Source organism: Aliikangiella sp. G2MR2-5, assembly GCF_015687155.1.
In the GTDB taxonomy this organism is placed as follows: Bacteria; Pseudomonadota; Gammaproteobacteria; order Enterobacterales; family Kangiellaceae; genus Aliikangiella.
Map to the genome: position 1 here is coordinate 1 of NZ_JADPQF010000008.1, position 18,613 is coordinate 18,613.

Here is an 18,613-nt window from a genome sequence, read left to right on the forward strand (position 1 = left end):
TGCCGAACACAGCGGGAGATGCAGTGATAAAATCCAGCTGAATTTTTGTCGACCAGATACTTTCTAGGGATAGGCATATTTTTTCTCATCCATGAGAAGTGATTTCCTGATGTTAGTCTACTTAAAAAACTAATGAGAACAATCAGCCACAGTAAATAGCGCTTGTAGGAAATGGCCGATAATTAATGTAGGATATGGATTAAATCGGGGTGTCCGAAATTCGTTTGAGAGTTTGGCAAGGTGCTTATGCACTATAACCCGCTGTTACGCTTAATCCCTTTGTTCTCAATCCTGGAGATAGCTTGGCTATCTATGGTTATGAAAATCAACACACAGCTTCATAATTTGAGTAAACGTGATGAGAAGAATCTAATATTAAAGAAGGATTGACTAAATGATTGAACCACTATCCTCCCAGTTCCAGTGCAGCGATGTTTATCTTAATAGCGCAACGGTAGGTCTTGCTTGCAATGGATCAATTGAGGCCATGCAAGCTGACTTGCAAAAATGGGCAAGTGGGAAGGTAAATCCGTTTGAGTATGATGCCATAGTCAATCGTTGCCGTGAGCTGTTTGCGAGTTTGGTAGGGGCTGAAACCGGCGAGGTGTTAATTGCAAATCAAGTATCAACTTCCATAGGATTGTTAGCCGCTTCTTTTACCAAAGGCACAAAAATACTCGCCCCAGAGGGTGACTTTGCTAGCGTATTGTTTCCGCTCATGGCACAGCAATCCCGTGGAATAGAATTGACATTAGTTCCCCATGATCAACTTGTCGAATCCATTTCATCTAAATACGACTGGGTAGTGTGCAGCATTGCTCAGTCTAGTAACGGAAAAGTCATTGAGCCGAGTCAACTTTCGAGGGCCGCTAAGGCAGTAGGTTGCAAAATACTACTGGATGGAACTCAGTCCGTTGGATGGATGCCAGTTAATCGTGAGGATTGGGACGTTCTTGTTTGTGGTACTTATAAATGGTTGCTATCACCGCGTGGCACAGCCTTTGCCGCAATAAAGCCTGAACTTTATGAGTCAATTACGCCAATTAACGCAAACTGGTACTCAGGTGAATCTCCTTGGGAGTCAATCTATGGTAGCCCTCTTCGCTTGGATTCATCCGCGAGACAATACGATATTTCTCCGGCTTGGTTAAACTGGGTAGGAACCTTGCCAGCTCTAGAGCTGATATCTTCAATTGGAGTTGAGGCAATAAACAAACACAATGTCGGTTTAGCCAATCAGTTTTGCAAGCGAATGGGACTGTCACCAACAGATTCTGCTATTGTCAGTGTAAAAGTTGACGGCAAAGAAGCCAATCTAATGAATGCCGGCGTGACCGCTTCCATTCGCGATGAAGCTTTAAGGCTAAGTTTTCACCTTTACAATTGTGAGAAAGATGTGGACTCGGTGATTAACGCCATCATGGATTTTTAGTCAACGTAATATTGTCTGCTTTTGGCCGTTTGCCGAACTTATATAAAATAAGAAGGAGAAAGCCAATTCTTCCCCCGTCTTACTTTTCAACAATCACTCTCCCGCTAATTTAAAGTTTAAGGTGTAAGTCATATTTGGTTGTTCAACCGGCCTACCATCAACAATACGCGGTTTGAATTTCCATTTATAAATCGCTTTGCGCGCCGCTTTTTCAAAAGTTTTACGAGGATTGGCATCAACCACTTCAATATCTTTCGGCGTGCCATCGGTCGCAATAGTAAATTTAAATTTCACCCAACCTTCCACTCCTTCCATCGCGGGCTTGCGTGGATAAGTCGGTTGGATAACGACCATCGGAATTGCATCTCCATCGGAAACACCTCCATGTCCACCGGGTTTTCCCAGATAAGTATCGCCTTTGAGGCCCGGTTTAAGACCTGCAACTTTGAAGTTGATGGTTTTTAATTCTGGCTTATTCGGCTTATCACTAACCGTCGTTTTCGGTGGCGGTGGCTCTTTTGGCAGCTCTTTCTTTTCAGGTGGTTTGCGGTCTATGAGTTCGAGAGGCTTTTCATCAATCTTCATCGAAAAGTCAACTGGCGGTATCACTTCATCCTCTGGAAGTTCAACGTTTGACTTGATTAAAAATGACATTAGTGCAAATAAAGCGACTGTGATACTGCTTCCAATACCTAACCCCGTTAGTATTCTATGCATACTCTTCTCCTGTTTTAGCTTTCACTTTTTTAGTTGTTGAAGAAATCATGGCCACAATTTCGCTCTTTGCTATTACCAACGTAGCAGCCGATAATTTAGGGGTTAAAATAATTTTAATTGATGGTATCGAATTAGTATGGCGTAAAAAGATAAAGCGCCGACGGCCTGCTAGTAACTCATCTGCGACTAATTAACTTATATTGCATTGAATCTAGTAATAACAATGATATTGCACACCTTGTTCTTGTAGAAACGACTCCGCGTTTTCTTCGTTTAAAATTGCAAGGGTAGAGAGTAAGCCTGCCTGTAGACACTGATCGGCTAATACGGTAACTGTCTTAGGTGCGTTCTTTGCTGGCCAGCCGGTTTTCGGATTAAGAATATGGGAGTAGCGTTTTCCTTCATGCATGATAAAGCGCTCAGTATCTCCGCTAGTACAAACCGCGCCCACGGACAAACTGACCGCACGCTCGGTCGTTCCGCTTTTCCCGTCGACGCCAATTTGCCAACGAGGTTTGTTTTTCGGTGGGCAGGTCACCCTCAGATCGCCGCCAAAGTTGACCACTACGGAAACTTCCGGCGCTTTTTCTGCTACAAGTTGAGCGGCTTTGTCGACAGCGTATTCTTTGCCGATACCGCCAAAATCGATCTCCATAGAAGGAGGCAGACAAACACTGTTTTCGTCAAAGGTAACTTTTTTCCAGCCAATGAGCGGGAGCAGGGAATCGATGAATTCTTTATCCGGAAACTTTGCCCCCGGTTTAAATTGCCATGCCCGTCGCAGTACTCCGGAGGTAATGTCAAACAGACCATCGCTGAGCTGGTAACAGGCGTCGGCAAAGCTTAGTAATTGAAAGGTTTCGCTATCGATAGCAACAGGTTGCCCGTTGCTCTGATTGATCTGATCGCAAGGATTCCCTTTGAGGTATCGACTAAATTTTTTCTCTATTCGCCAGCCTTCATTCGCGGCAATTTGGGTGAGCTGAAGCGCAAGTTTTTGTTCGTCGCTTTCTATCAGGCACTCGCAGGGACTGGCCATAGCCTTAAAGTGTCCGACAAATCCGTAGTCGGTTTTATCAAGAGAGATCTCGGCGTTGTTTTTCATCTGGGCTCGCTTGGAACATTTCTCTGGTGTTTATTCCTATTCCTGTTTCTATCTCAATTCTTATCATGCATAGATAAAGAAAACCGCCGTTTCACACGGCGGTCGAATGGTTTTACCAAGGATAACATTTTGTTATTTAGATAGAACAGTGGCTATCTAGAATTTCCGTGACTTGAAAACTTCGACATTCAAAATTATGAAAATTAAAAGTCCGGAAATTAAAAGTCATATGTATACTGCAGGAAAACCGCGGTCAACTCAGGATAAATATCCAGACTGGCCAAATCTCCCGGATGACTGGAAAGCACGTCTTCTGCTGTTTGTTGGTAGAGTGAAAGGCGTAATGCCATATCGCTTCCCCCTTGAGTTCGCCAGCCATACTTCAATCCCAGTGTAATTGCACTAAACTCGCCCAGTCGTGAATCTGCTGATGCAAATTCAGGCATTACCTGACCTTCTATCAGATACGGCGTATAGAAGTCAGCTGCACTTTGTTGATACCAGCGAAACTGAGGTTCCAGATAGCTGTTGTTTTCCCACAGGAAGTGATGCTTGTACTCAAGTGTTACTGAGTCAATTTCCCAGTCATCCGTCATATAGCGAACGGAGAGGTCGGCAATCGAATTATCCATATGATATTTGGTTTGCCAGAAGAAACTATGTTTGGTTCGGTTATCAGGACGGCTTTCATAAAGGTGTTCCTGAGCCACGCCCTGAGCGTCGACAACCGAAACGACTTTAAAGGGATCGGTTAAATAACCACTGACATCCGAGTAGGAGTAGTTAAATTGCATAACCGTGCGCCGATTGATAATTTGCGTCCAGCCGAGAAGAAGGTCGGTGGTATCTTTATCATCACTGTCTATTCGTCGCGTCGCGTCAAAAGCTTGATTGTAAGCATCCTGATTGGCGAACTGACCTTCATCGATCACCATGGCGGCAAAAGCGTAAGGAATGCGGCCCTCCGGCTCAAATTGATCCATGGCGATAGATAGTCCGGCAGAAAGAGTCGAGTTTTTGTTATAAAAGTCCCAAGACATGCCACCGTTAAGGGCGACTGAAAGGTAGTCGTACTCTTTCGAAAAGTGCAGGCCGTAGTTGACCAGTTTGTCTTCTCCCCTGGGGGTGGTCCACTGCGCGTTCATTTGCACGCGAGTATCCCGGAAGGTATCGTCGAGTGGGATTTCTCCGGCGGCAACATCGAACTGACCACGTCCAGAAGGTCGAGTGAAGGTCTGAATATCTGTCTGGGCAACTGCGCCATTGGGAGATGCGCCTGTGAGACTGTCCAGTACCAGCTTAAAACTGAATTTGTCGTTATAGGATGCTTCGCGAGTCGCGTTGAAAACTCCTTCAACAGCTGTTACTCGATCCTGTTCGCCATAATAGAGACCGCCAGTGTTAAATTTCCAGTCTTTTGAGAAGTCCCAAAAATCTCCTTCGGCTTTCGCTGCTGAGCCAAGTAAGGCAAGGCTGGCTGCCGTGAGAGCTGAAGCTACATTTTTGGGTTTGGTCGCGGTTGCGAGCTTTTTAGTGTCTAGTTGCATCCGCAGCCTCCCCCAGCAAAGCTTCGACCACCACTGGTGGCTTCTTTTGAAAAATAGATATGATCGTCCAGCCCGAGTTCGGTACTCGGGTAAGAAAGACTCATTTCCGATTTGGCCAGTAGATCTCGTTCCCAGGGTTTTACCCCCATGTTTGCACACCCGCTAGATATCAATACCAGCGCTGCGAGACAAGCAGCTTTAAGTAGACGAATTCCACTTTTACCTGATATGCATTTACCTGCTTTACGCATACTGGATATGTGTATAGCAGGAAGGAGAGAGAGATAGGTAGTCTTTCTATTCATGACCTTCGCCTTTAGTCTTAAGTAATTGGTTTAGTTCTGATTCGTATTGAGGGATTTTTTTGGTGATAAAGCCCACATGAGAGAACTGGGGCTTACCATTTCGGTCAAACACAAAGCTCATTGGCATTCCCTGAAGCGCAAACTTTTCAGCGGTTTCACCTTTAGGGTCAAAAATAATCTGAAAGTCAGCCGGATTTTCTTTCAGAAACTGCTCGGCAAGCTGATGTTCTTTGTCCAGATTGACAGTAATGATTTTCAGTCCCTCAGCGCCGTATTTTCGTTTCATTTGATTCATCCAGGGAAACGACTGGCGACAGGGTTTACACCAGGAAGCCCAGAAATCTACATAGATGACTTTTCCTTTATTGGTATTCAGCGCGGTCTGAAGCTGAGTTATGGCGCTCTGTTCAGCTGTTGGCTCACTTGCAATGGTGACTGATGAAACAGGAAGTGTAAGCGTCAGGAAAACCAGCCCTTTCAAAAGGATGTTTCCTTTAGTGCGTAATTGGATAAGGTTGAGCATTTTTCTCCGGTCTATTGAGTTAGAAGTTTGAAAATGTTCGCTTTAGAACACTAACAATAGGCTGGAGTTTCCTTTAAAGCATGGTACATGTGTCTATGAAACTTGTAACCTACTGTTTTTTATGTGTTTATTGTAAATCTAAAAATTAATAAAACAGGCATGTGCCTGATACGATATAATCTTTTTAACTTTCCGTAAGCCCGACTTGTTAACAGATTTTGTGGCCTTAAAACATCAGGCCTCTGGGTAATGCGGAAGTTTATCTTTTTAAAATAGCTAGTATTGGGCCAAAACTAAAAAACATAATGATTGATTTCAGCTTAAACTATCTTAACCGACTACGTCTTTCTATTATTGCCATTGTTATTGTTGCGTTAGCAGCAGTGCTGGATATTTATGATGATCTTATTGAAGGCTCTTCGTTATCACACATTATCGAAGAATCTTTTATGGTGTTTTTCTTTCTGGCGGTTATTGTATTTCTTATTCGTAAGCTGGTTCTCAGCGTACAAAATATTCAGTCTCTGAAAGTAGAACTGGAAAATATCAAGCAGCTTAATCACAAGCAGTCCGAAATCATGAAGCAGGCTCGTGCAGGATATAGTGAAGTGATCCGGAGTCAGTTTAAAGAGTGGGGCTTAACAAAAAGTGAAGTTGAAACTGGCTTTCTTTTGCTTAAAGGACTCAGCTTAAAAGAAGTTGCTGCAGTAAGAGAAGTTAAGGAGAAAACGACGCGTCAGCAAGCTTCGAACATTTATCAAAAAGCCGGAGTTGCCGGACGTCATGAGTTTGCCGGCTGGTTTCTCGAAGACCGCTAAATAGATTTGCTGCCAGTGTCTGCGATAATTTCTACTCGACTTCTCTTTCCGAGAACTCGCGGCAAATTTTCAAGGTTTCATCATCATTTAAAGGTTGGCTCAGCAGGCTGCAACGATAGCCCTTGCTGGTTTGGCGATGGTAAATGCAGTAGCGACACTCTCCAAAAGCTCGGTTATCACTGGCGTTTCTGTATTCGGACAGGAGTTGGTGAACGACATTGCTCAGTAAGGCCTGAACGGACTTTGATTGATTATCAAGAACAGATATGAAGTCGGGTGGCGGATAGCTGCTGGAAATAAGTTGTGCACCTTCAGAAGTTAAATTTAAGTGAGTAAGTCGTTTGTCTTCTTTATCTTTGACCTTAGTCACGTAGCCTTTTCGTTCCAGTACCTTGATTGTTTGAGAAACGGTTCCCTTGGTCAGGCCGAGATACTCGGTTACCGCAATCGGCGTGTTAGAAAAGCGGTTGCAGCGAGATAAATACAAAAGTGCATCGTACTGAACAGCCTGCAATCCGGACTTTGTGCTTGCTGTCCTGGCCTCCTGCTTCAGCAGATTGGCAAGACGCTCGAATGTATAAACCAGCTCGTTTTTCATAAAATTATGTATTGAATCAAAACATCAAATGGGTGGTGAACAAATAACCTGGTCTAAGTATAGTCTTGTTTCGTGTATTTATGTTGCTTGTCTATAAAGTCACTTTTTAGCATTTGTAGAAATAGGGCTCATAATTGGAGCATGGTATAAGCGATAAAGTATCGTAACGATACTATGGTTTGTGAAGTAATATGCTGAATTACTTAGTTTTTTTCTAAAGAATAGCGATGTTTGCTTGCTGTCTATCTGTTCTTGTTCGTTGATAGTCTTTTGTTGTCTGTCATAAAGCATAGTGTTGAAGCGAAACGAAATGAAACAAATTCAAAGCGAGCAGCTTTAAAACCAGGATGATGTTTCTCGAAGTTCGACTCGGTAAATAGTGTTTAATAAAGTATCGATACGAATCTATCGTGGTAAGAATGCAGGTGGACAAAGAATATGAAATCACTAAAAAAGTCTCTAGTGTCAGGAAAAATCCCCAGAGTTATTGGCTTTGACGACGCGCCCTTTGTAAAGAGTGACAAACAGCCGGTAAATATCAGTGGGGTAGTCTGTTCTGGTACTCGCTTTGAGGGAATGTTATGGGGAAGTGTAACAGCTGATGGTGTTGATTCAACACGAAGTGTTGTTGACCTGGTTTCTCAGTCCAAATTTCATTCTCAATTGCATGCTGTGCTATTTGATGGTCTTGCTTTTGGTGGCTTTAACCTTCTTGATCTTCCTGCAGTATCCAGGAAACTAGAACTGCCAGTTATCGCCGTTATGAGAAAAGCACCTGACCTTGAGTCAATCAAAAATGCCCTGCAAAATTTTCCAGATTTTTCATCGCGCTGGAGCCTTGTTAGGGCCGCTGGTCCAATACATCAGATACTGTTGCCAGAAAGAAAGAAACCTTTTATTTTTCAGGTGCATGGAGCCACTCCCGAAGAGGCCGCAGAGTTACTAGAGCGGTTGACAGACACCGGCGATGTGCCTGAAGCATTGAGATTAGCCCATCTTATTGGCGCTGCGGTCAAAACAGGCCAAAGCAACAACCGCGCTTAATTGCGCCGTCACATTGTTTTCAATCGATACTATTGCTTTTAGTGATTTTTCAGCTATTTATTATCAGTTTGGATTGAATTGATTAAAGTGTCGATGCGAAACATGATAGATTTTCTGTAAGCTGCATGAGGTGTTGTATCGATACTATATGTGTGTTCGTAATAGCGGAATGATCGTAAAAGTGACTGGTATTATTTGACCTCTTTGGAGTTAACAGAAAGCTTGTCTTTTATAAAGCGGCTGGTTGCCTGCTGTAGACGACTAGCCGGTTTTCATTATTTTATTGCCATAACAGAGGAACGAGTCCTAGAAATGTCGCGACCCCCAAACCTCCTGCGACATAGCCTCCGATAACACGACCACCAACGATAAAGGCCAGCGTAGTTTTCATGACATTATTAGTTACCGCAGCAATCAGTACTGCAATAGATGCAGTTTTGATGGAAAGGTCGGCGCTGGCGCTTTTTGAAATGGACAGGGCAATAGCATCCAGGTCCGCAATACCGGAAAAAGCAGAGAAAACGTAGATCCCGGTTTCACCCAGTTCGGCCTGAATTAACTTGGTTGCCAGCAATACTACTGCCAGAAAGGCGGCAAAAGCCAAAGCAGGAAAAAGAACGAAAGGGTTTCTCATCTGGTTGAGCGCAGTCACTTCTGTTGATTGATTTCGCCACCAAAGCAGGTATGCGGCAAGGTAGGTTAGCACTGTCATCGTTGTCAGGGGGAGGGCCAGTGACCAGGTTAACCGGGATTCAAATACCAGAGTGATTACCAATATTCGCGGGAACATGGTACCGCAAGCGGCAAGGATTCCAACAGCCAGGGGAGCTGCAGCTTCCGGGGCCATTCGTACCTGGCGGGAAAACTCTAGCGTCGTTGCTGTTGAGCTGGCGAGCCCGCCGAAAAAACCGGTTAGAATACTACCCTTGGTTGGTCCTATGTACTTAACCGAAAAATAACCGATATAGGAAATGGCTGCGATAATAACGACCATCCACCAGATGTGATGAGGGTTTAACACCTGCCAGGGGTCAAAAGTCTCATTGGGCAAAATGGGGAGAATCACTAGCGCAACCAGCGCAAATTTAAAGGTCGCATAAAGTTCGTCAGGTTCGATTTTCTCGACAAAGCCATGCAGCGGTAATTTCATTCCCAGTAAAATGGTTGCGACCACTGCCACTGGCGCAGCAAGCCAACTGAAACCGATAGTGCAAAGCGCTCCAAGAGAAAAGGTAAGTGGAATAGTGACTATCGTTGTCAAACCAATTCGTTGTTGTTGTTTGCCAATTTGTTGATATCCGGCAAAAGCGAGAATACCGACAATCGCAGCCATGGTCACAAGCCACCAGGGAGTAGAAGCCTGGGCGCTGGTACCTGAGATGCCGCCCAATAAACCTATCAGGCCAAAAGTTCGGATACCGGCAACATGCTCCTGATCGGAATGTTGATAGCTATACCAGCTACGTTCGAGCCCGATCAAAAGGCCGAGGCCCATTGCGATCAAAACATCAATAACGACTTGAATCTGTTCCATAAGCTACTACTTTTTTATGGGATTAGTTTAAGCTTAGTCAATTAATCGAGATAGCTCCATTTGTCGGCTGGTGATATTGTCAGAGATAAGACTCGCGGCTTGGCCTCCGCAATTTGGCCTCCGCGATTTGAAACTCGAAATTTGATATTTGAGATGATTGATATATGGTACTGCAATATTTAAATCAAAAGTCCTGCCTGATTCGTAAATAGCTGGCAAAGCGCGGAAAACCATTTTTAGTGATACCGCGAAACCTGTAGGTTATCGTCTGCCCTATTTTGGGCGGATTTTTTCGGTTTGCCAGCGTAAAGCCGGTGCCAATTTTGAATTGGCGTCCATCGGACATTTCTACCAACAGAGAGCCCATCATTCCTGTGAATTTTCCTGTGCCGGAAATATGGGCAACCACTCGTGCTTCCGCATCTTCAAAAGGCTTGAATTTTAGAATGTCTGAAGTGCGACTAGCCTGATATAAAGAGTCACCCTTGTGTAGCATCAATCCTTCACCACCCTGTGCGATCACTGATTCTAGCCTGGCATTGAGAGTTTCTCTGTTGACGATTTTGGTCTGCTTAACGAGTTTTAGATAAGAAGAATTTGAATCGGATATGATGTCTTCGAGCTCTTTAATTCGCAGTGTAAATATTTTTAAACTGTCCGGCTTATCGAACACCATATATCGAATTTTCTGCCATTCATGATTAACCGGCGTTTGTTTTCGAACCGCGCCGGAAAGTTGAGCAAATTGTTGTCTTCCCATCCACAGCTCACCATCCAGTTGGCCGTCAGGAAAGTCTTTGGTGAACCAGTCGGGCGCGTTGATTTTATTGCCTTGACGAGTAATCAATTGTTTACCGTCCCAAAATGCTCTTACTCCATCAAGCTTTTCACTGACCCAATAATCCTCAAGATTTTGCTGATCAGTAAATACTTTGGCATGTTGTAACGGTGGCGCTGTGAAGTCAGCTGATATTGTTTTAAAAGAAGCACTGATTAAAATCGTGACGAGTAAATAAAGGTAACTTCGACTTAGCATTTTTTTCCTGTTTTATACTTGAGAGTCTTTTCTTGATTGCTAAAAGTTTAATGCGCTGTGCTTTTAAAACAAGCAGAAGGGGACTATTTGGGGCTAGGAATATGTCCGCGTATGATGTAGGAAAAGAGCTATGATTGATAAACTACCTGAGCGGACCGGCAAAGCCCTTGCTATGCTTCGAACTTTCAGGTGTTTCCTGAACCATTAAGTTTCTCAGTTGAGATATCGACCGCTATCAAGCCTTTGTTTTCATCTGCCTTTGGCGGCAAAAGAAAAGTAAATATCTTTAGTTTGAGCAGAACAACCAATATCAAAATTACAATGAACGGCAAAACATGCCAAAGTTTGATTTTGCTTTTCATAGGACTGTGCTTTCTCCAAAGCATCGTTTTAAGGAGGCGCTTTTGTTGATTAAAAAGCGCCAGCTTTATCTTTTAGGTTCTCAATTGCCTGAAATTATTATTCTGGTTCCATAGTATCAAAATAGAAACGCTTGCCATAACTATTTGCGTCGCCGGATAGGCGTACCAGATCTGGTTTACATCTAAAGACGGCGGGATTAAAAGCAGTAACGGGATTAATAAAAGGTAGATCTGGGAGAAGGTCAGAGCGATAGCTAGCGGCGCTTTTTTTACCGCTTGAAGGTAAGCAATGCCTACAGTGGTAACTCCCGAAACAGGCAGCAGAATAAACATGATAGCAAAAATTTTCTCGGCATATTTAGCCTGATTTTCACCAATTCCCAGCGTATCGAGAATATTGGCGGAAAATAAAATGAGTATCAAAGTGATAAAGAATAAATAGGTTATGGCCGTAGTTATTCCGATCCGCAAGCAGCTTTGCACACGCTCAATATTATTTGCCCCGAAGTTTTGCGCGATAATAGTTTGACTTGCGTTACTTATTGCCATCAGTGGTAGCAACAACAGGATATTGATTCTAACGGTGATGCCATAGGCACCAATCCATACTTCGGGATTGATCGAATTGTAGTTGATAATATTCATATTTACTGTCGCCATAACCATCGCTGCACCTAGCGTAGTAATCAATGCAGGAGAACCGGTTACCAGGATCTCTTTGACTATTGTCAGGTTCAACTCAATGCCAATTTTTGATAGTCTCAAAGGCGCTGAGCTTTTGGCAACAATTAATACGCCTGTTATTACGCCAGATAGTTGAGCGATAACTGTCGCTAATGCGGCACCGCTAGTGCCCAGGTTAAAAACGACAATCAGTAAATAGTCGAGAACAACATTACTCAAGGCTCCCATCAGGATAATAAGCAGCAAACCTTTCATGTTGGAAATTGCACGTAGATAGTCGCTGAGTAGAGATAATAGCAATAGGAAAATGTAGCCGGATACTATGATAAAAAAGTAATCCATGGCATGGACAAGAGTTGCATCGGAATCCGGATTTGAGCTTGAAACGGGTATGAAACTCTCTATGGATAAGTTAAAACTGGCAATCAAAACCAGTAGCGAGATGCTCAAAATGAGCACCAATGTGTTGTTAAAAATGCGTTTGATAGCTGCCAGATTATTTGCTCCGAATTGATTGCTAATCAATACACTGGAGCCATTACCGATGCAGATTGCAATAGCGATAAGTGCCATTTGCAGCGGAAATATTGATGACACCCCTGCAAAAGCTGCGTCACCGATAAAGCTTGAAATAAAGTAGGCATCCACCAGACTGTACAAGCCATTGAGTAGCATCCCTATCATCATTGGAACTGATAATTTGATAAAAAGCGTTTTCAAATCGCCGCTGACAAGACAGACGCTTTTCGTTTGCTGATGTTTTTTTGCTTGTTGTTTTGGGGCTCGTGGGCTTTGGGGGACAGGAATAGCACCTGCTTTAGAAGAGCTTTCTAATTTCATAATTCAACAGTCCTAAGTCAATTTAGCCGTACCGCTTGGGCTACTTAGTTCTGGTTGAACTGAAAATAAAAAGTTTTAACAGAGTGAATTCATCTTTTGCGGTCAAGGTCTCTCTGTCAACCCTGGCCGCGAATTCTAGAGCCTTGTAACTTCCTTGTCAAATGTCACTATTTCGGAGGGCACGCCTTTTATGCATTAGCTAATACGCTATTACTTGGTCAACTCAACGAGAGCGCCTCTAGTATCATATCTTGTTTCGACCCTGCTTCCATCCGCTTTATAGTTGAAAATTCGTTTCGCGTATCCTTCCTTTTCCGGTTGAAAAAGATTTCCTTCGGCGTCCAGAAAAGCTGCTTCGATGTAGCGTCCAGTCTCGTCTTTTGTGTAGCGAATTGTTGTGGCCCCGTTGGGATGAGTGGTATTTACGCCTGTTGAGTTGTAAACCTGTACCCACATGTACTTGAATTGTCCAAGTTGACGATTTGTCCACTGTCTGTAGTAGGACCATCTGGCAATGTTTGGACTTTCCTTTTTGTCATCTGTCAGGTTTTCATTGGGATCGAGATAGTCCCACCCGGTTTCAAATCCATATTCATCAAAGTGGACTTTTAGTGTGGCATATTTCACTTGTTCATTAACAAATGGTTTGAGACTAACCGGATCAATATTGGATACTTTATCTAGAAAGCCTGCTTCATCCAGAGTAATCATAGTTGTCATAAACGGCATTGCATTTCTAAATTTATGGGGCTTGTTTTCAAGGGTGAACTGAGTTTGAATAAATCGATTTTTAGTTAAAAATTTGGCTACAAATTTGTGACTGCCAATTCCACTTTCTATACCATTATTCTTTTGATCAAATAGCGTGACTTGCGCTCTATCTTTCTGTTTTTTATAGCGTTCGATATGAATATCTCCGCCCTGATAGTAGTGTCGCCACATGGAAGCGGGTTGATTATCCTTGTCAAAATAGCGTCTTTCGTAATCATCTTTGTTCTGATAAATATAACTCACTTTATGAGTACCAAAGTATGCGTTGTTACTGGTTTCGCCTCTTTCAAAGTAAGCCATTTCTAGTAGTCGATTGTGTTTGTCTCTGGTTACTTTGTAATAATTGGCTTTGGGCAGGTCCAATGCACTAATAGGGAGTATTGGGTGATATTCAATAAAAGGACTGATTACCCCAGCCATTCCTGCAAAATACGATATTGATATTGATATTGAGTTTTTGGACTGATTGGTATCCAGATTGTCGCTGTTGTTTTCTATATGGATATGCTCCGGCTTTGCGACTCCAAAAGTAATGTTTGAAATCAAAAGTGCTGAAAGAGCCAGTATGAGCCGAAAGAACCTGTTTTTTTGCATAGTTTCGTCGTTTGAAAATGTAAAATCAGATTGTTAATAGTATTCGAGGGAGGGTTGGTCACAAGTTGAATGAGGTGAGAGGAAGGAATCGTGGGACGAAATGGCTGTTCTGCATAGTTCGCTGCGGATACAAGGTGCAAATCAAGTGTTCATTTTGGCGAGCACTAACTTTACGTTATTTCACTAAAGGGGTCCTTTATGAACTTTTGATAAAAGTTCTTTAATATTTTTAGAAAGCGGTTTCGCACCGCTGCGCTTGCGTGCGACCTACTTTTGCCAAGAGCTGCAAAAGTAGGCAAAAAAGCCCTTTATCGCTGCGCTGGCACTCTTACATGAGCGCGTTTGTGCCACCGAAATCTTTAGCATCGATAAAACTGATAATTGCTATCGCCCTCTCGGTATAATTGCAGCCAAAAAGCTGGGCATGGTTGCTTTAGCGCTGAAATTACGAATTGAGTTAAATTCAAGCTGTAAAATCCATCCAAACCTTTAACTTATTTCGACCTGTTCTGGTTGAAGCTATTAAAGGGATTCTATTGCTTTACTTAGCTGTCTTAACGGCCTCGTGGAATGGATGATTCTTCAGACAAGCAGGGTGAATGTTTGAGCGTAGCGAGTTTTTACCCTGCCTGAAGAATCGGCTTCAAGTTGGGTGTTGCCAAAGGCTTTGATTAAATTGAAAGTCAGTAGGGGCTAGTTAACTCAGCGTAATGACCTTTTGGTTTCTTTTGGGGCATTGGCCAAAAGAAACTCGCAGGAAAGCGCAGCGCTGCGAAATTTCTTAAAAGTTTTAAGAGCTTTTACCAAAAGCTCAAGAGCTCCCATTTAGATAATAAGCTACCACCCCAATAACCACCAAATTCCAAAATAACCAAAATTCGAATAGAATAGTTTTAAGCGCGCTCTGGTAAACCTTAATGATTAATTGCTTTCCACTCTGGATCGGCAAAGTAGTCCGGATATTTTTTAAGCGCCTTAAAAATAAGGATAGCTCCCTGTTTTTTGTTGTCGGAATTTTTCATTAAGTCAGTTCCCTGTATGACTTCTGAAAGCAGAATGTGTAGCTGTGCATCAGCGTCTGGTTTTAGTTTGCAATTTTTAAAAAGAAAACCTAGATGACTTTCCATTTTTTCTGCTAGTTGGGCATACTCTGGTGCGGTAAAGCGATCATAGTGAATGGAGTCCAGACTTTCCTTTAAATCATTCTGGATGCGGCTCATGCCTGCATGTAGACTTTCATCGATGGACCACTTTTTTCCCTGGTTAAGAGCAAGTTCAGCTGTATGACTTTCGTGTTGATGTTTATGTTCTTCTGCGATCACAACGGAAGTGCTCATCGCTGAAATATAACTCGCAAAAGTTAAGGATAAAATAGTATTTTTCAAATCAATGCCTCTTAAATAATTTTTGTTTAGAGAAAGCAAACGGGCTGAAAGCTAAGTTTAATTTTTAAACGGTTAAACTTTCAAGCCCGGATGATTTATATGTTGACGTTTTTAAAATGTTTACTGCGATTACTTTGTATTGTCTCCACATGATCCGCAGCAGTAATCGACGCCATGAACCAGTCCGGAGCCTGATTCGGTAGCGGCTTCCGGAATAAAGGTTGTCGCAGCAGTTGCTTCGGGAGTCTTGGTACTCATTCCAAAAATCCCTTTGACTACTTGCCAGGCCACAGCCAGACCGCCAATAATAAAGACAACATCGCCAATGGTTCGTATCCAGCGAAGCGTTACCAATAGATCGCTTTGCAACAGAGCTTCACTACGAGCGTACCACAACCCTTCTTGAGCACTGGCAACAAACTGAATAATGCCGACAGGGAGCAGGCTGGTAAACAGCATTAACGCCAACCCGCCATTAAGCCACCAGAATGCCTTTTTCATCAGCTTTTCGTCGAACTTCATTGTCGGCCGAATATATCGAAGCACCAGCAAAGTAAAGCCTAAGGCGAGAAATCCGTATACGCCAAACAAGGCGGCATGGGCATGAGTGGCAGTGGTATTCAGTCCTTGCACATAATATAGCGCAATCGGCGGGTTAATTGAGAAACCGAGTACCCCGGCGCCCAGCATATTCCAGAATGCTACGGCGACAAAAAACATTAACGGCCATTTTATATTGGCCATCCACGGGGCCCGGCTTTTCAGGCTGTAATGCTCCCAGGCTTCATAGCCAAGCACAATCAGAGGAACCACTTCAAGCGCACTAAAGGTTGCGCCAACGGCCATTACCGGTGTGGTTGTGCCGGAGAAATACAGGTGATGAAAAGTCCCCGGAACACCGCCGAGTAAAAATAATGATGCAGAAGCCAGCGAGGCAACGGTGGCCATTCGTTTGCTGACCAGTCCCATATTAAAGAAAATAAATGCGAGTGCAGTGGTCGCAAATACCTCGAAGAAACCTTCAACCCAAAGATGGACAATCCACCAGCGCCAGTATTCCATTACCGAAATATGAGTGCGCTCACCGTAGAAAAATCCGGCGCCGTAAAAGAGGCCGATGGCTACTACCGATGCGGTAAACAGAGCGAGCAAGTTTTTGTCGCCTTTTTGTTGTAATGCCGGAACAATACAGCGGAGCATTAGCACTAACCAGAATACGACGCCTGTAAATTTGCCAATCTGCCAGAGTCGACCCAGATCGACAAATTCATAGCCCTGATGGCCCAGCCAGAAGCTCCACTCGGGAGGCAAAATCTGCGCAATCGCCAGATAGTTACCAGTGAATGAGCCGGCAACCACAGCAATGAGTGCCCAGAATAGAATATCGACGCCAACTTTTTGATATTTGGGATCTTTACCGCCATTAATAATAGGCGCCAAAAATAACCCTGCCGCCAGAAAACCTGTGGCTATCCAAAATAATGCTGCCTGAATATGCCAGGTTCTCACCAGACTATAGGGAAGCCATTCGGAGGTTTGAATGCCGTAAAAGCCCTGTCCTTCGACCGTGTAATGCGCGGTGAATCCACCGAGAAATATTTGAAAAATAAACAGGGCAACCACCACAAACAGATATTTGCCAAGGGCTTTTTGCGATGCGGTGAGCTTAAACGAAGTGATAGGATCTTCTTGCGGTGCAACTGGATGAGCTTCCTCTTTTCGTAAAAAGGACCAGGCCCAAACCAGCGCACCGATCCCGGCGATCAATAGCACCACACTGGCGATGGACCATACAATGTTTTCGCTTGTCGGTTTATTGTCAATCAGTGGTTCATGAGGCCAGTTATTGGTATAGGTGGCGCCACCTTCAGGACGTTCTGTTGAGGCTGCCCAGGCGGTCCAGAAAAAGAACTCGGTCAATCGAGCCCGGCGCTCAGGGTCGGGGAGGGTAACTTCTTTCATGGCGTAGTGCTCACGGGTCTCCTGCAATTCAGGGGCTCCGCCAAACAGCTTGTCGTAATAGGTTGCGGTTGTCTTTATTGCCTTGATTCGACGTGCAGAAAGGGTGACCTGATTTACATTTGAGTTATAGGTATTGGTTCGGTACTCCTGTTTTAAATCGAATTGTAAAGATTGTTGCTGTTTGTCGCTCAGCGCCTGATAACTGTTCTGATATTCATCGATCGCAGCCAGTTCAAGCCAGTTAAGCAGCTCTCGGTGCAGCCAGTCGGCGGTCCAGTCCGGCGCCTGGTAGGCGCCGTGTCCCCAGATTGAGCCCAGCTGCATTCCGCCAATGGATTGCCACGCTGTCTGACCGTCCAGAATTTGCTTTTCAGTTGTCAGGATCTCGCCTTCGACTGTGTTAAATTGATTCGGTATCGGTGGGGCGACCCGATAAACTTCGGTGCCAAAGTAACCCAATATACTAAAAGTGATAGCTACGACCCCAAGCAGGGTCCACCATAGTTTTTTATACTCTCTCATCGGTATTCTCCGCGACTCAATGCGTTAACGGTTAAATAAAATATTGTTTTCAATATGAATGTGCTGGTTTAGATCGCTGATAAATTCCTGCAATCCTAGATAAAGTGCGCGCCAGGTGTTGCAGGCATCCTCGTGGGGCGTGACATCATTGGTCAGCTCATAAATGGTTTCTATATTGGCGAGATGATCGTCGTGTTCTGCACGCATAACGCTGATCGGACCGCGAGCCATGGGAGCGGAATTGTTCGCCAGTAGTGGAAACAAAATTGATTCTTCCTTGCGCATATGTTGTTCCAGCTCGGCTTCCATATTAGCCAGTAGCTGGGCAAGGCCCGTCGGGCAAAGCGGGTGCTTTCCGTGAACCGTCTCGACCCTTTGTGCCAGTCGTTGCAGCTCATTGAGTTGATCCCGATGGACTTCATGAAAGCGTTGCAGCACATAGCCAATCACCTGCTGGTTGGTCAGCTCTTCAAGGCTCAGCTGCTCTTCCTTTCTTTGGCTGAGCGCTTGCAAAGCCTGCAGAATAGGCTGCTTATCGAGTGATTTTCGCTCAATCACATCTGACAATATTTTCTTGCCGTCACAGCAAAAGTTGATTCTGTTTTTAAAAAATACGGCGGTAGCGCCGGGAACCTCGGTGGCGATTTTGCCAACGGGCCAGTCAATATAGGACATGGTTTACTCCTGTTATTAAATATGTATATCAGATGCATCTTTATTAAAATGTATTTTACATACATCTTCAAAAGATGTAAACTAAATGCATCTTATTGATTAAGGAAGCTTGCCGGACACCCGTCCTGCTCGCCCGTTTACAGGAATCCACAGACGGAG

General features: G+C 43.9%; 16 protein-coding genes. 3 read left to right on the forward strand and 13 right to left on the reverse strand.

Annotated elements, in window-relative coordinates; genetic code table 11:
• Positions 1-394: 394 nt before the first annotated feature.
• On the forward strand, positions 395-1,432 hold the full coding sequence (locus tag IYN84_RS19205) for an aminotransferase class V-fold PLP-dependent enzyme (RefSeq protein ID WP_196140897.1): 1,038 nt from the start codon (positions 395-397) through the stop codon (positions 1,430-1,432).
• A 93-nt stretch (positions 1,433-1,525) separates the two neighbouring features.
• Here the strand turns inward: IYN84_RS19205 and IYN84_RS19210 are convergent, their stop codons facing one another.
• The 5 genes from IYN84_RS19210 to IYN84_RS19230 form a co-directional block, all read right to left on the reverse strand.
• Positions 1,526-2,149: an energy transducer TonB gene (locus IYN84_RS19210; protein ID WP_196140898.1), complete on the reverse strand. Its 624-nt coding sequence runs from the start codon at positions 2,147-2,149 to the stop codon at positions 1,526-1,528.
• Between the two features lie 211 nt (positions 2,150-2,360).
• Positions 2,361-3,254 (reverse strand): FAD:protein FMN transferase, encoded by an 894-nt coding sequence (locus IYN84_RS19215; RefSeq protein WP_210330736.1) that lies wholly within the window; start codon positions 3,252-3,254, stop codon positions 2,361-2,363.
• A 218-nt stretch (positions 3,255-3,472) separates the two neighbouring features.
• Positions 3,473-4,801 carry a DUF3570 domain-containing protein gene (locus IYN84_RS19220; RefSeq protein ID WP_196140899.1) on the reverse strand — a complete coding sequence of 443 codons (1,329 nt, stop codon included), beginning with the start codon at positions 4,799-4,801 and terminating at the stop codon, positions 3,473-3,475.
• A complete protein-coding gene (locus IYN84_RS19225) occupies positions 4,792-5,106 on the reverse strand; it encodes a DUF4266 domain-containing protein (RefSeq protein ID WP_246723051.1) in 315 nt (104 codons plus the stop codon). Before IYN84_RS19225 ends, IYN84_RS19220 begins: the two co-directional genes overlap by 10 nt.
• Positions 5,099-5,629: a TlpA disulfide reductase family protein gene (locus IYN84_RS19230; protein ID WP_196140900.1), complete on the reverse strand. Its 531-nt coding sequence runs from the start codon at positions 5,627-5,629 to the stop codon at positions 5,099-5,101. The genes IYN84_RS19225 and IYN84_RS19230 overlap by 8 nt, the downstream gene beginning before the upstream one ends.
• 305 nt (positions 5,630-5,934) lie before the next feature.
• Here IYN84_RS19230 and IYN84_RS19235 point away from each other — a divergent pair, with 305 nt between their 5' ends.
• Positions 5,935-6,447 (forward strand): LuxR family transcriptional regulator, encoded by a 513-nt coding sequence (locus tag IYN84_RS19235; protein WP_196140901.1) that lies wholly within the window; start codon positions 5,935-5,937, stop codon positions 6,445-6,447.
• 31 nt (positions 6,448-6,478) lie between these two features.
• Here IYN84_RS19235 and IYN84_RS19240 read toward each other — a convergent pair whose 3' ends face one another.
• Complete coding sequence (locus IYN84_RS19240; protein ID WP_196140902.1) at positions 6,479-7,045, reverse strand: MarR family winged helix-turn-helix transcriptional regulator; 567 nt, start codon at positions 7,043-7,045, stop codon at positions 6,479-6,481.
• Between the two features lie 438 nt (positions 7,046-7,483).
• On the opposite strand from IYN84_RS19240, the gene IYN84_RS19245 reads away from it, so the two are divergent.
• Positions 7,484-8,089: a DUF99 family protein gene (locus IYN84_RS19245; protein ID WP_196140903.1), complete on the forward strand. Its 606-nt coding sequence runs from the start codon at positions 7,484-7,486 to the stop codon at positions 8,087-8,089.
• 280 nt (positions 8,090-8,369) lie between these two features.
• Here the strand turns inward: IYN84_RS19245 and IYN84_RS19250 are convergent, their stop codons facing one another.
• The 7 genes from IYN84_RS19250 to ytfE form a co-directional block, all read right to left on the reverse strand.
• On the reverse strand, positions 8,370-9,623 hold the full coding sequence (locus IYN84_RS19250; RefSeq protein ID WP_196140904.1) for an MgtC/SapB family protein: 1,254 nt from the start codon (positions 9,621-9,623) through the stop codon (positions 8,370-8,372).
• 184 nt (positions 9,624-9,807) lie between these two features.
• Positions 9,808-10,659, reverse strand: coding sequence for a DNA ligase (locus tag IYN84_RS19255; RefSeq protein ID WP_196140905.1), 852 nt, complete (start codon positions 10,657-10,659; stop codon positions 9,808-9,810).
• Between the two features lie 434 nt (positions 10,660-11,093).
• On the reverse strand, positions 11,094-12,545 hold the full coding sequence (locus tag IYN84_RS19265) for an MATE family efflux transporter (RefSeq protein WP_196140907.1): 1,452 nt from the start codon (positions 12,543-12,545) through the stop codon (positions 11,094-11,096).
• A gap of 210 nt (positions 12,546-12,755) precedes the next feature.
• Positions 12,756-13,910: a hypothetical protein gene (locus tag IYN84_RS19270; RefSeq protein WP_196140908.1), complete on the reverse strand. Its 1,155-nt coding sequence runs from the start codon at positions 13,908-13,910 to the stop codon at positions 12,756-12,758.
• Between the two features lie 914 nt (positions 13,911-14,824).
• Complete coding sequence (locus IYN84_RS19275; RefSeq protein WP_196140909.1) at positions 14,825-15,295, reverse strand: hypothetical protein; 471 nt, start codon at positions 15,293-15,295, stop codon at positions 14,825-14,827.
• Positions 15,296-15,424: 129 nt separating this feature from the next.
• Positions 15,425-17,779, reverse strand: coding sequence for a nitric-oxide reductase large subunit (locus tag IYN84_RS19280; RefSeq protein WP_196140910.1), 2,355 nt, complete (start codon positions 17,777-17,779; stop codon positions 15,425-15,427).
• A 24-nt stretch (positions 17,780-17,803) separates the two neighbouring features.
• Positions 17,804-18,454, reverse strand: a complete 651-nt coding sequence (gene ytfE, locus IYN84_RS19285; RefSeq protein WP_196140911.1) for an iron-sulfur cluster repair protein YtfE — start codon at positions 18,452-18,454, stop codon at positions 17,804-17,806.
• Positions 18,455-18,613: the final 159 nt, after the last annotated feature.

Bases quoted from the DNA above. Each gene is read 5' to 3' on its own strand.
- IYN84_RS19205 (WP_196140897.1), top strand. From the start codon at position 395: ATGATTGAACCACTATCCTCCCAGTTCCAGTGCAGCGATGTTTATCTT.
- IYN84_RS19210 (WP_196140898.1), bottom strand. From the start codon at position 2,149: ATGCATAGAATACTAACGGGGTTAGGTATTGGAAGCAGTATCACAGTC.
- IYN84_RS19215 (WP_210330736.1), bottom strand. From the start codon at position 3,254: ATGAAAAACAACGCCGAGATCTCTCTTGATAAAACCGACTACGGATTT.
- IYN84_RS19220 (WP_196140899.1), bottom strand. From the start codon at position 4,801: ATGCAACTAGACACTAAAAAGCTCGCAACCGCGACCAAACCCAAAAAT.
- IYN84_RS19225 (WP_246723051.1), bottom strand. From the start codon at position 5,106: ATGAATAGAAAGACTACCTATCTCTCTCTCCTTCCTGCTATACACATA.
- IYN84_RS19230 (WP_196140900.1), bottom strand. From the start codon at position 5,629: ATGCTCAACCTTATCCAATTACGCACTAAAGGAAACATCCTTTTGAAA.
- IYN84_RS19235 (WP_196140901.1), top strand. From the start codon at position 5,935: ATGATTGATTTCAGCTTAAACTATCTTAACCGACTACGTCTTTCTATT.
- IYN84_RS19240 (WP_196140902.1), bottom strand. From the start codon at position 7,045: ATGAAAAACGAGCTGGTTTATACATTCGAGCGTCTTGCCAATCTGCTG.
- IYN84_RS19245 (WP_196140903.1), top strand. From the start codon at position 7,484: ATGAAATCACTAAAAAAGTCTCTAGTGTCAGGAAAAATCCCCAGAGTT.
- IYN84_RS19250 (WP_196140904.1), bottom strand. From the start codon at position 9,623: ATGGAACAGATTCAAGTCGTTATTGATGTTTTGATCGCAATGGGCCTC.
- IYN84_RS19255 (WP_196140905.1), bottom strand. From the start codon at position 10,659: ATGCTAAGTCGAAGTTACCTTTATTTACTCGTCACGATTTTAATCAGT.
- IYN84_RS19265 (WP_196140907.1), bottom strand. From the start codon at position 12,545: ATGAAATTAGAAAGCTCTTCTAAAGCAGGTGCTATTCCTGTCCCCCAA.
- IYN84_RS19270 (WP_196140908.1), bottom strand. From the start codon at position 13,910: ATGCAAAAAAACAGGTTCTTTCGGCTCATACTGGCTCTTTCAGCACTT.
- IYN84_RS19280 (WP_196140910.1), bottom strand. From the start codon at position 17,779: ATGAGAGAGTATAAAAAACTATGGTGGACCCTGCTTGGGGTCGTAGCT.
- ytfE (WP_196140911.1), bottom strand. From the start codon at position 18,454: ATGTCCTATATTGACTGGCCCGTTGGCAAAATCGCCACCGAGGTTCCC.